This window comes from Caballeronia sp. INML1, from assembly GCF_023631085.1.
Classification (GTDB): Bacteria; Pseudomonadota; Gammaproteobacteria; order Burkholderiales; family Burkholderiaceae; genus Caballeronia; species Caballeronia turbans.
In genome coordinates, this window is sequence record NZ_JALQDT010000068.1 from 162607 (window position 1) to 176928 (window position 14322).

Annotated in this window: 10 protein-coding genes and 1 pseudogene; 7 read left to right on the forward strand and 4 right to left on the reverse strand. The window is 65.7% G+C overall.

The window, feature by feature from the left end:
- Positions 1–93: 93 nt before the first annotated feature.
- Together NCR38_RS28150 and NCR38_RS28155 are read right to left on the reverse strand one after the other, a co-directional pair.
- Entirely contained in the window at positions 94–1209 is a 1116-nt protein-coding gene (locus NCR38_RS28150) for a porin (protein ID WP_250477971.1), read from the reverse strand.
- Between the two features lie 128 nt (positions 1210–1337).
- Positions 1338–2465, reverse strand: a complete 1128-nt coding sequence (locus NCR38_RS28155) for an acyl-CoA dehydrogenase family protein (RefSeq protein WP_250477972.1) — start codon at positions 2463–2465, stop codon at positions 1338–1340.
- A 339-nt stretch (positions 2466–2804) separates the two neighbouring features.
- Between NCR38_RS28155 and NCR38_RS28160 the strand changes: the two genes are divergently transcribed.
- Complete coding sequence (locus NCR38_RS28160; protein WP_250477973.1) at positions 2805–3668, forward strand: AAA family ATPase; 864 nt, start codon at positions 2805–2807, stop codon at positions 3666–3668.
- 89 nt (positions 3669–3757) lie between these two features.
- Complete coding sequence (locus NCR38_RS28165) at positions 3758–4471, forward strand: hypothetical protein (RefSeq protein WP_409241443.1); 714 nt, start codon at positions 3758–3760, stop codon at positions 4469–4471.
- Between the two features lie 130 nt (positions 4472–4601).
- Here the strand turns inward: NCR38_RS28165 and NCR38_RS34545 are convergent.
- A pseudogene (locus NCR38_RS34545) lies at positions 4602–4967 on the reverse strand (beta-ketoacyl synthase N-terminal-like domain-containing protein); the annotation flags it as partial.
- 43 nt (positions 4968–5010) lie between these two features.
- A complete protein-coding gene (locus tag NCR38_RS28175; RefSeq protein WP_250477974.1) occupies positions 5011–5781 on the reverse strand; it encodes an enoyl-CoA hydratase/isomerase family protein in 771 nt (256 codons plus the stop codon).
- A gap of 268 nt (positions 5782–6049) precedes the next feature.
- Between NCR38_RS28175 and NCR38_RS28180 the strand changes: the two genes are divergently transcribed.
- The 5 genes from NCR38_RS28180 (at position 6050) to NCR38_RS28200 (ending at position 14292) form a co-directional block, all read left to right on the forward strand.
- Positions 6050–8788: a LuxR C-terminal-related transcriptional regulator gene (locus NCR38_RS28180; protein WP_250477975.1), complete on the forward strand. Its 2739-nt coding sequence runs from the start codon at positions 6050–6052 to the stop codon at positions 8786–8788.
- A gap of 169 nt (positions 8789–8957) precedes the next feature.
- A complete protein-coding gene (locus tag NCR38_RS28185; RefSeq protein WP_250477976.1) occupies positions 8958–10106 on the forward strand; it encodes a CaiB/BaiF CoA-transferase family protein in 1149 nt (382 codons plus the stop codon).
- 12 nt (positions 10107–10118) lie between these two features.
- Complete coding sequence (locus NCR38_RS28190) at positions 10119–11267, forward strand: acyl-CoA dehydrogenase family protein (RefSeq protein ID WP_284502513.1); 1149 nt, start codon at positions 10119–10121, stop codon at positions 11265–11267.
- Between the two features lie 188 nt (positions 11268–11455).
- Positions 11456–13108, forward strand: a complete 1653-nt coding sequence (locus NCR38_RS28195; RefSeq protein ID WP_284502515.1) for a sulfatase-like hydrolase/transferase — start codon at positions 11456–11458, stop codon at positions 13106–13108.
- A 56-nt stretch (positions 13109–13164) separates the two neighbouring features.
- On the forward strand, positions 13165–14292 hold the full coding sequence (locus NCR38_RS28200; protein ID WP_250477977.1) for a formylglycine-generating enzyme family protein: 1128 nt from the start codon (positions 13165–13167) through the stop codon (positions 14290–14292).
- The last annotated feature ends 30 nt before the right edge of the window (positions 14293–14322 follow it).

Consider the following 14322-nt stretch of genomic DNA (forward strand, 5'->3'; position numbering starts at 1 on the left):
GCAGACGGATTTGCTCGCTTTACGCGAGGCTCGGCGGTGACGCGCTGTTCGCAGCGCGAAGCTCGCTTCGCTGTCGCCGCACACTTCGGTACCTCAGAAACGATGCGTCATTCCGAGCGCCACCATACTTTGCGACGACCCGAGCTCGGTCACTGACACCGCGGGCCAACTCATCGTCGAACTGCCGTGGTTCTTGATGTAGCCGGCGCGCGCATAAAACTGCGTTCGCTTCGAAATGCTGTGATCGATACCGAGTTCCACGCCCTCCGCGTGATCATCCGCGCCGCGCGCGTCGCGCCTGATCCCGGCGATTTCAATCGTGTCCGCCGGCGTTGCCTGGATCGTCGCGCCGATCTCCGCGAAGCTGTACGAATGCGCAGCACCGAGGCGCGCGGCCAGTGAGCCGGCGGGCGCGTCCTTCGAGCGGTTGTACGTGTAGTTCGCCTGCAGGTTCACAATGCCGATCCGATATGCAACGGCACCCGTGAAGCGCTCGGTGCCGAGCAGGTTCAAAGCGGCAGGCAACGCTGGCAGGTTCTCGGAACCGCCATGCTGATTCTGGTAGGCAAGTCCGACGAACAGGGCGTATCCGCTGTAAGTCATGGATATATCGAACAGATTGCCCACGTTCTGCACGACGGGCAGCGTGTTCGTCGACCTGAACGCATACATCGTGTAGAGCTTCAATCCTCCGATGACGGGCGACTGATACTCGATCGAATTGCTGGTGCGACCGGACGCGGCCTGCGTGGCGAGGGTGTTGCGATCGACCGCCACGGCAGCTGCCGCCACGGGCGAAAGCAGTTCATTCCCGCGAAATGGATCGGTGTAGTAGATAGCCCAGAATGTCGGCTGATACTGGCGACCGAATGTCAGCGTTCCATAGTCGTTGTGCGTCAGCCCGACCCATGCCTGACGATAGAACAGCGTCGAACTGTCGATGAAGAATGTTCCGTTGTTGACGTTGTACCCGCTTTCCAGCACGAATCTGGCCTTGAAGCCGCCTCCCAGATCTTCGTCGCCTTTCAAGCCCACATTCGATCCGCTATTGCCTCCGCTACGTTCGGAAAACGAATGCGTCGAACCGTTGCCGAGATATTGCACGAAGCTGTCGACGACACCGTATAGCGTCACCGTCGATTGCGCCCACGCACCCTGAGCGGCCAGCAGCAGCGCCGCCCCGCCGATACCCTGCCTGATGATGCCCATGCGAACTCCTCCAGGTACGTCTCTTCTGCGCCATGCAGGGCGCCGGTTCGTCCGTCGCGCGTATCGAGCGCGGAAACGGCGACCGATGATTTATCGTTGTTTCAATCGCAGAAAAGCGCGCTCTGACATCAGGCCATCGATGCCTGCGCGATAGCGAGCGTGTGGGTCTCCCACGTCCTGTCGACCATCGGCAAGACGATGGCTTCGCGAACCATGCGCTCGATGTCCGATGCGCGCGTCACGCTGTGTGCGCCATGTAACCGGCCTGCCTCACGGCATACCTGCGCCGCGGCTTGCGCCGCGAACATCACGGCCATCGACGCCTGCATGTCGCTGTGCATGCCCGCATCCATCAAGCCGAATACACGTTGGTACAAGAGCCGCGCCGCATCCGTCGCGATCGCCATCTCCGCAATCTTTTCGGCAATCGACTGATGCGCGGCCATCGCCTCGGCGGGCCCGATGCGCTTCGCTGCGTAAGCAACCGATTCGTCGAGCACGGCGCGCATGAGGCCGACCAGCAGCACCCCGACGTGGGCGCTCGCCTGTTCGCGGCGCTTTTGCGAGTAACGTCCACCGTCACCTGCTTCGTCGATCAGATGCGTGACGGGAACGCGCGTGTCGGCGAACAGGATCTGCGCGGTCGCCTGCGAACCGAACGCGTTTCGGTCGAGGCTGCGCGCTTCGTAGCCGTGCTCTTCACGATCGATCAACAGGTGCGACGAACCCCGCCCGGTCCGCGCGGCGCAGACGAGCACGTCGGAATAGAGGCCGTTGGCGACCCAGGCTTTCGTCCCGTTCACGATGAAGCAGTCGCCGTCGCGCACGGCGCTCGTAGCGTCTTCATCGACGTTCGGGCCCGCTTCCGGATGCGATATGCCGAGGGCACCGAAGAGCCGGCCCGCGAGGGTCTCGGGCAAATACCGCTCTCGCACCGCCGGCGCCGCGTCGAGCAATGCCGCCGCGAGTGCCGTGTTCAGCATCACGCACAGCGCGATGTCGCGCGAACAGACGGCGAGCTCTTCGAACAACATGCCCTGCGTCGTATATGACCAGCCCATGCCGCCATGCTCGACGGGCACCGTGCAACCCGGCAGGCCAAATTCCGCGATGCGCTGGGTCAGTTCGCGCATCGTCGTCTTCGGGATGAAGCGGTCCCGGTACGACCGGGCGACAGGCCTGACCTCCGTCAGCAGAAACTTGCGGAAACTCTCGACCGCCAGCGTTTGCTCTTCGGTGGGGATGCGATAGGTCATGGGTCACACTTGCGCGTCGCCGCGGTTCGATAGGGTGTTCAACACCGTTGCTTTCGTGCCGCCCCGGGGCCGTTACGCTCGGGGATTACCCTGAACGGCGCCCGTGCTGCGAAACGTCGGCTGGTGCCTGGCAAGCGCGCCGTCACATGGCTCGCACGCTTTCTTGACGTTGCGTTCGTGTTAAGTTAGTTTCCGCGAGTTCTTTTTTCACCCCTCGTTCTGAGGGGGCGAAAAGGCTCCGCGCGCCAACGCCATCGACCAGGTGACGACTTGACAACGCCTTTCATCAAACACGTGGCTGCCACGCGTTTCGCACCGCCTCGCATCGGTTCGAAGCACGTGCCTCGCACGAAGCTGCTTACTCAGTTGCAACGGATGCAGCACGCGACGCTCGCTCTTGTCACGGGCAGCGCCGGCTATGGCAAGACCACGCTGCTCGCTCAGTGGCGCCAGGCATGCGTCGAGGGCGGCGGCGAAGTGGCGTGGATCACGCTCACCGCCGACGAGAAGCAATACGCCGACTTCTGCGCCGCGCTCGTGGCCGCGTTGCAGCGCATCGGCCTGTGCGCGGACGCCGACTTGCGCATCGACGATGCCAACCCCCGCGCGATGGAGGCAGTCATTGCCACCATCGTCGAAAGCACACTCGACCTGCAGAAAGATCTATTCGTCTTCATCGACGACTACCACTACGTGGAGTCGCCGCTCGCGCACCGCTTCATCCAGAAGCTGATCGATCACGCGCCCGGCAATCTCCATGTCGCGATCGCCTCACGCGTGGCCCCGACGTTGAGTCTGAGCCGGCTGCGCATGATGAACCAGCTCGTGGAACTCGACAGCGCCGAGCTGCCCTTCAGCCTGGCTGAAACGCGCGCGTTCATCGAAGGGAATCTGGGCACGGGCAAGCTCGACGCGGACGCGCTGAAGCTGATCCACGAGTTGACGAGCGGCTGCCTACGCCGGCCACAACTACTTTGCGCGTCATATTTGCTCCTTTTCCTTGGTCTACGCCGTCATGGCGAACTGGTTACGCTTCATCATATGAGCGACTTTCAGGCGCATGCCCCTTCCTTTTTTGGGGGTCCGCCGACGGCTCGCTTTCTTCATTTCGGCCGTTTCGCGAGCCTTGCGCGCCCCCTCGAAGATGAGGGGGACGTCCCTGCGCGCCGCTCCTACCCTTCGAGGCTCGCCCCTGCCGCCTGAGCCCGCCTGAGCGCATCGCTCCGGAGATCGAGACCGGACAGGCGGCTCCTGAACAAGTAAAGATCACTCCATCGCCTGAGAGAGACAACGTGAACGGAAACCGCGCGGACAATCCCAATACCGTCACGAGACATGACGGCCCCACTTCGACAAGCTCTCTTGCCGCGCTCGCGCAGCAGTACTGGGACGGACAGTGGACGGTGTGGCAAACGCTGACGGGCGCCGTGCAAAACGCGGCCACGCCCGCGACAGCGAGCGGCGGCACCGCGTTGCACGATAGCCGCTTCGCCGCGCCGGAGTGGCGAGCGCATCCGTGGTACGCCGCGCTCATGCAGTCGTACCGGCTGAACGCCGACCTGCTCGCGGCCATGACAGAAGCAATCGCCGCCGATACGAAAACGCGCCATCAACTGCGTTTCGCGACGCGTCAATTCATCGATGCCGCGAGCCCCGCCAACTTCGCGCTGACCAATCCCGAGGCCTTGCGCCTCGCACTCGAAACGGGCGGCGAAAGCCTGCGGACCGGGCTTGCAAACTGGCTCACCGATGCGCAACGCGGCCAGATCGCCATCACCGACGAAAGCGCCTTCGGAGTGGGCCGCAACGTGGCGACCTCGGCGGGCACCGTCGTCTTCGAATGCGAGTTGATGCAACTGATCCAGTACGCGCCGCTCACCGCGAAGGTCGCGCGGCGGCCGCTGCTGATCGTGCCGCCGTGCGTGAACAAGTTCTATATCCTCGATCTTCAGCCACGCAATTCCTTCGTGCGGTTCGCAGTCGAAGCGGGCTATAGACGTCCATGAACGGGCTGTACGGCTTGTCGGACTGCGAGCCGGGCGGCGGCACGATGTCCTTGCCCATGTCGGCGAGGCAGCTCTTGTTTTCATCGAGCGTTTCGATATCCCATGCCGATTCGAAGCACGAGAACATCTTGGCCTTGTCGTCCGAATACATCTTTTCCGCGCCCACGGCCAGCACGACGTCGGCCGCGCCCGCGCGCAACTGCATCACCGCGAGATTGAACGCCGCGCTCGACGACGCGCACGCGCCCTCGACGTTGTAGATCGGAATCCCGCCGAGGCCGATCGGCAAGAGCGCCACCTGGCCGCGAATCATGTGCTGGCCGTCGAAGTGACCTTGCGCCGTGTTGCCGAAGAACGCAGCCTGGACCCACTTGCGCTCGCAGCCGGCGTCCTTGAGCGCGTCCTCGACCGCCCACGCGGTGAGTTGCTTGACGCTCTTGTCCATGTGGCGGCCAAACGGCGTCATGCTCACGCCGACGATATAGATGTTTTCCATGGTTTCCCCAAAAATCGAATGAACCCGCGCGAGCGCGCCGGCGTCAATAACCCTTGAATTCCGGCTTGCGCTTTTCGACGAACGCGCGCAGCCCTTCCTGGATGTCGTAGGAGCGCTGGTGATTGCGCAGTTCCAGCACTTCGTGGCGCAGCGCGTCCGCAACCGGCTTGTCCGCCGATTCGTCGGCGACGCGCTTCATCTTCGAGAGCACGAGCGGGCTCTTCGCCGCGAGCTTCTCGCCGATCGCCTGCACGCGGTCGAGCAACTCCGCATCGGCGACCACTTCGGCCACGAGACCGTATTGCTTCATCTCCTGCGCCGACACGGAATCGCCCGTAAACAGCAGGTATTTCGCGATGTTCACGGGGATCTTGCGCGGCAGCACCGCTGCGCCGCCGCCGCCCGGGAACACGCCGAAGTTCGAATGCGCGTCGCCGAAGCGCGCGCTTTCCGCCGCGATCACGAAGTCGCAGGTCATCACGGCCTCGAGGCCGCCCGCGAGCGCAAGACCGTTGACGGCGGCGATGACCGGGCGAGGAAACGCACGCATCGTGTCGAACAGATCGACGATCTTGTCGAGGAAGTCCTTCTCGCCCGGCTGCGCGGGCGCACCGGCCGTCTTCAGGTCGGCGCCGGCGCTGAACGCGCGCCCCGTTCCCGTCACGGCGACGACGCGAACCTGCGGGTCGTCTTTCCACTCCACGAGCTTCGCCGTGATGCCTTCCACCATCTCGCGCGACAGCGCGTTCATGGCTTCCGGACGCGCAAGCGTGATCCAGCCCACCGGGCCCTTCAGTTCAAACGTGACGCTCATCTATTGCTCCCCAATCCATGCCAGTCCTGGCGAAAATCGTCTGCTGCGAATCGTGCGCACGGCGCGGCGGAAGGCTGGAAACAGGCGTACGGCCAGCACGCCGCTGCCCGGCGCAGCGATGCGCGCCGTACCTGCTTTGCAACGATAGAGATTCGAAAGTGCTGAATCCCCTCTATTTGCGGGGGGGCCGCACACGCGCACGACGGCGGACAATCCGAGGAGCCAAACCCGGGGTTTTCCCGCCCATCCCCCTGATTCGGAAGCCGCCATGACGTTCCAGACACCCAAGTCCGACGAGCCCAATCAGCCGGCGAAATTCTCGCCGCCGCGCGTCGGCCCCCGCCATATCGCGCGCAAGCGGCTCATCGAGCGGCTGCGCGAAGCGCAGCATTGCGCGCTCACCGTCGTCACCGGCAGCGCGGGCTTCGGCAAGACGATCCTGCTCGTGCAATGGCGGCAGGAACTGATGAAGAACGGCGCGGAAGTCGCATGGCTCGCGCTCGCGGCGGACGATCGGCACCGGGCCGTGTTCTGTCATGACCTGCGCGGCGCGCTCGCGCGCTTGGGCATCGCGCCGCAAGACATGCCGGCCTTCGAGGGCGCCGACGCCGACGCGGACGAAGCGTGGCCGGTCGAGCCCGTCGCGGCGGCGATCATCGCGCTCGCGCAGCGGGTTGCGAAGGATATCTATCTGTTCATCGACGACTACCATCACGTCGACGACCCGTGGGCGCACGAGCTGATGCGTAAGCTCGTCACGCACAGCCCCGCCAATCTGCACATCGTGATCGCCTCGCGCACCACGCCGCCGCTCTCGCTCAGCCGTCTGCGCGTGTACGGCCAGCTCGCCGAGGCGGGTTTCGAAGACCTGCCGTTCAGCGTCGACGAAACCCAGGCTTTCTTCGAGCAGAATCTTCCGACGATCAAGCTGACGGCCCACGAGCTCCAGTTGATCCAGGAAGTGACGCGCGGCTGGCCGGCGAGCCTGCAACTCATCGCGATCATGCTGCGCAATCGCCCGGCCACGCGCGGCCAGTTGCCGGTGTTCCTGCGGCGCTCGGGCGACCTGCAGAACTACCTTGCCGAGGACGTGATCGCGCAGGTGCCCGCCGAGATGATCGCGTTCCTCGAAATGCTCGCGCCGCTGCGGCGCTTCAACGCGGCGCTCGCCGCGCACGTCACCGCGCGGACGCAAGCCGCCGATCTCCTGAAGCGCGCCGAAGAGGAGTTCCTGCTGATCCAGCGCGTCGAAACTGAGGATCGCACGCCGTGGTACCGCTTTCATCCGCTGCTCGGCGAGTTTCTCGGCAGCAGGCTGGCCGCGCGCGGCGGCGGGATCGTGCAGACGCTGCACCGGCGCGCGAGCGCGTGGTTCGCCAGCCAGCAGATGCTCGTCGCCGCCGTGCGTCATGCGAAGCTCACCGGCGACCTCGGGCTCGCGGTGCGGACCGTCGAAAGCGCCATGCCGCCCGACTGGCGTTTCAGCGCCGTCGGCGCGATGGTCCAGCTGCTCGATCATTTACCGGAGGACATGCTCGTCGAGCATCCGCGTCTTTCGTTTCTTGGCTGCCTGACCTACGCCCTGACCGCGCGGCCGGCGCAGGCACAGCGCTGGCTCGACCAGTTGCGGCGCACCGACGCGGCCCGCCTGCCCGGCATGGAGGTCCAGCTCGCGCTGGCGGAGGCGACCATCGCGATGCAGCGCGACGATGGCCGGCACGTCACCCGCCTGCTCGAGCGCCCGCAAGAGTCGTGGCCCTCGAACCGCACCTTGAAATACGTCTACGTCGGTGCGCTCGTGACCGCCTTCGCGCACGTGGGCCGTATTCGCGAAGCCCTGCGTCTGCATGACGAGCACGCCGTGCAGAGCGACGATCAGGGCAGCGAAATCGCGCTGATGTTCGAGGCCACGCTGCCCGCGACGTATCTGAAGCAAGGCCAGGTGCGCGAAACGGCCCGCCTCGGCGAGGCGCTGCTCGAGCAGGCCGAGACGACTTATGGGCGGCACTCGGTCTGCGCGGGCCTTTGCGCAGCGATGCTGGGCGATGCGTACTACGAGCTCGACCGCATCGCCGAGGCGCGCGACGTCCTCGCCAACCGGACCAGCTTGCTGCGCGCCTCGTGGCCCGACGTCATGGTGCAGGCATCACTCGTCCACGCCCGGCTCGACCGGCTCGATCAGGGCCCGGCAGCGGCCCTCGCCTTCCTTCAGCGGCAGGCCGCGCATCTGCAGGCGCTCGGCCTGCCGCGGCCCGCCGCGTTCATGCTGGGCGAGGCCGTGAAGATCCTCCTCGGCGACGGCGATCACATCCGCGCGCAGGGCGTCATGACGCAACTCGACGCGCTCGCCACCGCCAGCGAAGGCACAGCCGACCCCGCCTCGGCCGACGAGACACGGGCGATCGCGGCGCTCTCGCGTGCCCGCCTCGCCCTCGTGAACTGCAACGCATCCGAGGCGCTCAACGCCCTCCAGCAGGCGCGGGCCTTCGCGCTCGCCGCCGGCCGCGAACGCCTGCTCGTGCGCGTGAACCTGCTGGCGGCGGCCGCCTATGAGGACATCGAACAGACGCCGGCAGCCCGGCAGTGTCTCGTCGATGCCTTGAACACGGGCGCGGCGCTCGGACTCGTGCGCACCTTCATCGACGACGGCGAGCCGGTCACGCGGCGTTTCGCAACGCTGCGCAACACGGCGGCGCTCTCGCCGCAGGCCGCGGCGCTGCTCGACACGCTGCTGAAGCCCGGCGACGCCGCACACACGCCGCCGCCGGCGCGCGCCGGCAAACAGGACGCGCAGGCGCTCGCGCGAGAAGGCGTCAATCTCACGCCGCGCGAACGGGAAATCCTGCTGCTGATCTCGCAGGCCATGTCCAACAAGCGCATCGCCCTGACCCTGAACATCGCCGTCGGGACCACGAAATGGAACGTGCGCAACATCCTCACCAAGCTCGGCGTTTCCTCGCGCTATGACGCCATGACGTGGGCGCGCGAGCACGGCTTCATCAAATGAGCGTATCGGGCGCAACGTAAGCCGCCGCCCTCCGCGCCCCTGTCCAAATAGGGGGCGCGGCGCGCCTCCGCGATGCGCCGCTCGGCACCCCACCCATTCCTTCCGAGGGGGTGTCTGCGCGCGGCGCGCTCTCTATCATTGGCCGCATCCAACGATGATGAGGCAGACCATGGCGCCAGACTGGCAAGGCCCGCTCAGCGGTGTGCGCGTGCTGGAGATCGCAGGCATCGGACCGGGGCCGTTTTGCGGCATGCTGCTCGCGGATCTGGGCGCGGACGTGGTCGTGGTCGATCGCGTCGATCCCGACACCGACCGGATCGATCTCGGCAATCACGACATCCCGAATCGCGGCAAGCGCTCGGTGGCTGTCGATCTGAAAACGCCCGAGGGCGTCGGGACCGTGCTGCAACTGGCGAAACGATGCGACGCGCTGATCGAAGGCATGCGGCCCGGCGTGATGGAGCGCCTCGGCCTCGGGCCGGACGTGTGCCTGCAACATAACCCGCGGCTCGTTTACGGCCGGATGACCGGCTGGGGGCAAACCGGCCCGCTCGCCCATGCCGCGGGGCACGACCTCAACTACATCGCCTTGTCCGGCGCGCTGTGGTATTCGGGCCAGCCGGGCGAACCGCCCATTACGCCGCCGAGCCTCGTGGGCGACATCGGCGGCGGCGCGCTCTATCTCGCCGTGGGGCTGCTCGCGGGCATCATGCACGCGCGCGCGAGCGGCAAGGGGCAAGTGGTGGATGTCGCCATCGTCGACGGCAGCGCGCACATGATGACCTTGCTGCATGCGCTGCAGGCGTCCGGACAGTTCACGGCCGAGCGCGGCCGGAGCCTGCTCGACGGCCCGCATTGGTACAACACGTATCGCTGCGCGGACGGCGGGATGATCTCGGTCGGCTCGCTCGAACCGAAGTTCTATCGCCTGCTGCGCGACAAGCTCGGTTTCGCGGACGACCCCGCTTTCGACCACGCCTACGACGCGAGCGCATGGCCCGATCTGCGCCAGCGCTTCGCCGATCTCTTTGCCACACGCACCCGCGATGAATGGTGCGCATTGCTCGAAGGCAGCGATGCCTGTTTCGCGCCCGTACTGAGTCCCGAAGAAGCCGCGCTGCATCCGCATATGCAGGCGCGCGGCGTGTACACGCGCGCGAACGGCGTCCTGCAGGCTAACCCTGCGCCGCGCTTCTCGCTCGGGCCGCTGCCCGGACCCCGCCCGATCCCGCGGCGCGGCGAACACACGCAGGACATCCTGCGCGACTGGGACGGGCGCTCTGCGCCGCTCGCCCGGTCCGCCCCCGCCCCCACATGAGGACGACGATCCATGAGTAAAGACCTTTCCAGCCTGTTCCTCAGCGAGCAGCAGATCATGATTCGCGACTCGGCGCGCCGCGTCGCTCACGACATCATCGCGCCGACGGCTGCCCGGCGCGATCGCGAGTCCGCGTGGCCGCGCGCCGAAATCGAGGCGCTCGCCGAACTCGGATTTCTCGGCATGCTGGTGCCCGAGGCCTATGGCGGCACGGGCGCGGGCGTGCTGGACTTTTGCCTCGCGCAGCACGAGTTCGCCGCTCACGACGCGGGCCTCGCCACGATCCTGCACGTCCACAACTTCACGGCGATGTGCATCGCGGAGCACGGCACCGAGGCGCAGAAGCAGCGCTTCCTGCCCGCGATGGCGAGCGGCGAGTCGATCGGCGCCTTCCTGCTCTCCGAAGCGCATGCCGGCTCGGACACGGCGGCACTGCGCACGAGCGCGGTGCGCGACGGCGATCACTACGTTCTCAACGGCTCGAAGCAGTTCATCTCGAACGGGAGCGAGGCCGGCGTCGGCGTGGCATTCGCCATCACCGACAAGGCAGCGGGCAAGCGCGGCGCAACGACGTTCATCGTCGATCCGTCGCAGCCTGGCTACGCCACGACGCGCGTCGAGGAGAAGCTCGGCCAGCATACCGCCCACACGGCGCAGATCGCGCTCGAAAACTGTCGCGTGCCCGTGGAGCACCGGCTCGGCGCGGAGGGTGACGGCTACCGGACGGTGATGAGCGGTTTGTCGGATGGCCGCATCGGCATCGCGTTCATCGCTGCGGGCGCGGCGCGCGGCGCGCTCGACGCGGCGGTGAAATATGCCAATGAACGCGAGGCGTATGGCGCGCCCATCGCGCAGCTCCAGGCCGTCGCGTTCGATCTGGCCGACATGGCCGCGCAGGTCGACGTCGCGTTCCAGTATTGCGTTCACGCCGCGCGCTTGCGCGACACCGGCGTGGATTGCGTGAAGGAAGCGTCGATCGCCAAGCTCTTCGCGAGCGAGATGGCCGAGAAGGTCTGCTCGAGCGCGCTCCAGATTCACGGCGGCTACGGTTATCTGTGCGACTTCCCGGTGGAGCGCTATCTGCGCGACGTGCGCGTCTGCAAGATCTACGAAGGCACGAGCCACATTCAGAAGCTCATCATCTCGCGCAAGCTGGGCTGATACGCACTCGAAGCGCGCCCCCTATTCACGAGGGGTATTCGACGCGTCCGACGCTGTTAATTTCGCAAGTGAGTCGCGTCCCGGGCGCAACGACTGCGCCTGCGAACCGCGTGGCCGCGTGCGTCCCCCGCTCCCACGCGCCGTTCGCCGGCCAGTCGCCGTCCATTACTACAACAGCAGGAGACGCCATGAAACGCATCATCCCGGTCTTGCTTCTTGCAGCAGGAGCAGCACTGGCCATCTCGCACGCCGTCGGCGCGCAGACGATCACCGAACCGACCAGACAACAGGGCCTGGCCGGCTATGACCAGCCCAACCAGTATCTGGCGTCCCGCACGGTCAAGCTCGCGGACAACATGGAGCCGGTCGTCGCGCACGCCGATCAGGAGCAGGAGGCCGTCCGCAAGCTGGAGGCCCTGCAGAAGAAGACCGGCAAGCGTCCGAACATCGTGGTCTTCCTGCTCGACGACGTCGGCTATAGCGACTTCGGCTTCAACGGGGGCGGCGAGGCCGTGGGCAATGCGACGCCGGACATCGACCGCATCGCAAACCAGAGCCTCGTCTTGAGTTCGGCCTATTCCCAGCCGAGCTGCTCGCCCACTCGCGCGACGATCATGACCGGCCAGAACATGGCCCATCACGGCATCCAGATTCCGCCGATGTACGGCCAGCCGGGCGGCCTCGCCGGTCTCACCACACTGCCGCAACTGCTCTCGAACGCGGGTTACACGACCCAGGCGGTCGGCAAGTGGCACATGGGCGAGAACACGGGCTCGCAGCCGCAGAACGTGGGCTTCGACGACTTCCGCGGCTTCCTGTCGGTCTCCGATATGTACACCGAATGGCGCGACCCGCAGTACAACCCGGAAATCGCGCTGAGTCCCGAGCGCTATCGCTACATCGCCAATCTGCCGTTCAACAAGAGCGACGTGCACGCCGTGAAGGGCGGCAAGATCGAAAGCCTGTACGAAATCAACACCGATACCATCAAGGACCTGGACACGAAGTGGCTCGACTACACCGTCGATTTCCTGAACCGCGAGAAGAACGCGACTAAGCCCTTCTTCCTGTACTACGCGCCGCGCGCGTGCCACTTCGACAACTATCCCAACGCGCATTACGCCGGACGCTCGGCATCGCGCACGAACTATGGCGACTGCATCGTGGAGGTCAACGACATGTTCAAGAAGTTGATCGACACGCTGCAGGCGAACGGCCAGCTGGATAACACGATCGTGTTCTTCGCGTCGGACAACGGCCCGGAGCAGGAAGTCCAGCCGGCGGCACGCTCGATGTTTCGCGGCGGCAAGGGCTCGACGTGGGAAGGCGCGGTGCGCTCGCCCTTCTTCGTCTACTGGAAAGGCATGATCGAGCCGCGCCGCTCCGACGGCCTCTTCGATTTTGCCGACCTGTTCAATACGTCGATCGCGCTCGCCGGCACGCCGGACAAGGGCCTTTCGAAACTCGTGCCTTCGACGACCTACATCGACGGCATCGACCAGACTTCGTTCCTGCTCGCTGACAAGGGTGTCTCGAACCGGCGCAGCGTCATGTACTTCTGGAACGACGAGCTTTCGGCCGTGCGCGTCGACGAATTCAAGATGATGAAGAAGTTTCAGCTTCCGGACGCCGCGACCCGGAAGGGTTACAACGGCGGCTTCGCGGGGATGGTCGGCGACGCGTGGACCGTGCTGGTCTTCAACCTCTACGCGGACCCGAAGGAAGAGGAGTCGATCGCGATCCGCCATATCCCGGCCAGCGTCCCGCTCGTGATGGAGTTCGCCCGCTACCAGCAGGTGCTCAAGAAGTATCCGCCCAGAACGCAGGCCTCGTTGAAGTAGGCTCGAAACGCGCCGATGTCCAGCCCGACGTCGGCGCTTTCGGCATTGGACAAGCAATGAAGTCATCGAACAAGCATTGGCACAAGGCGGGCGCCGTCGCGCTCGCGCTTTTCCTGACCGGCACCGCCATCGCCGCGTATCAGCACTTCAAGGGCCCCGCACCGCTCGCCGTGGGCGACGGCGCGGCCGGCCCGAAAGACATGGTATGGATTCCCGGCGGCGATTTCCTGATGGGCAGCGAGCACCCGCGCGCGTTGCCCAACGAACGGCCCGCACACGAGGTCAGGCTGCATGGCTACTGGATCGACCGCCACGACGTCACCAACGCGCAATTCGCCCGATTCGTCGCCGCGACCGGCTATCTCACGACAGCCGAGCGCAAGCCGCGCTGGGAAGATCTGGCGGTTCAGCTTCCGCCCGGCACGCCGCGCCCCGCCGACGACACGCTCGTTCCCGGCGGCCTTGTTTTCACCGGCACCGACGCGCCCGTCGCGCTGAACGACTATTCGCGCTGGTGGAAGTTCGTGCCCGGCGCGAACTGGCGGCATCCGACCGGGCCGGACAGCAGTATCGCCGGCAAGGAGACGCATCCCGTCGTGCAGGTGTCCTATGAAGATGCGCTCGCTTACGCGCACTGGGCGCACAAGCGGCTCCCGACTGAAGCGGAGTGGGAATATGCGGCGCGCGGCGGTCTGGAACAGGCCGACTATGCGTGGGGCAACGAATTCACGCCGCGCGGCAAAAAGATGGCCAATACCTGGGACGATACGGCCCGACCATTTCCCGTCACGCTGGATCGCGGCAGCCAGGAGAAGGTTCAGGTGGGCACGACGGCCGTGGGCAGCTTCGCGCCGAATGGCTATGGTCTCTACGATATGGCCGGCAACGTCTGGCAATGGGTGGCCGACTGGTATCGCGCGGACGCGTTTCGCATCGAGTCGGCGTCAGGACGTGTCGTCAGCAATCCTTCCGGGCCTTCGTCGAGCTACGACCCGGATAACGGCCCGACCGCGTCGGCACCCGAACGCGTGACGCGCGGCGGCTCGTTCCTCTGCAGCGAAACGTACTGCATCAGCTATCGGACCAGCGCACGCCGCGGCACGGACCCGATGAACGGCATGTCGCATCTCGGCTTCCGGCTCGCCATGGACCAGGACGACTGGGAACGCGAAGCCCGCCATTGAGTTTGCGTCGTGCCGGGAATGGCGCCGCTG

Bases quoted from the DNA above. Each gene is read 5' to 3' on its own strand.
- NCR38_RS28155 (WP_250477972.1), bottom strand. From the start codon at position 2,465: ATGACCTATCGCATCCCCACCGAAGAGCAAACGCTGGCGGTCGAGAGT.
- NCR38_RS28185 (WP_250477976.1), top strand. From the start codon at position 8,958: ATGGCGCCAGACTGGCAAGGCCCGCTCAGCGGTGTGCGCGTGCTGGAG.
- NCR38_RS28200 (WP_250477977.1), top strand. From the start codon at position 13,165: ATGAAGTCATCGAACAAGCATTGGCACAAGGCGGGCGCCGTCGCGCTC.
- NCR38_RS28180 (WP_250477975.1), top strand. From the start codon at position 6,050: ATGACGTTCCAGACACCCAAGTCCGACGAGCCCAATCAGCCGGCGAAA.
- NCR38_RS28150 (WP_250477971.1), bottom strand. From the start codon at position 1,209: ATGGGCATCATCAGGCAGGGTATCGGCGGGGCGGCGCTGCTGCTGGCC.
- NCR38_RS28175 (WP_250477974.1), bottom strand. From the start codon at position 5,781: ATGAGCGTCACGTTTGAACTGAAGGGCCCGGTGGGCTGGATCACGCTT.
- NCR38_RS28190 (WP_284502513.1), top strand. From the start codon at position 10,119: ATGAGTAAAGACCTTTCCAGCCTGTTCCTCAGCGAGCAGCAGATCATG.
- NCR38_RS28195 (WP_284502515.1), top strand. From the start codon at position 11,456: ATGAAACGCATCATCCCGGTCTTGCTTCTTGCAGCAGGAGCAGCACTG.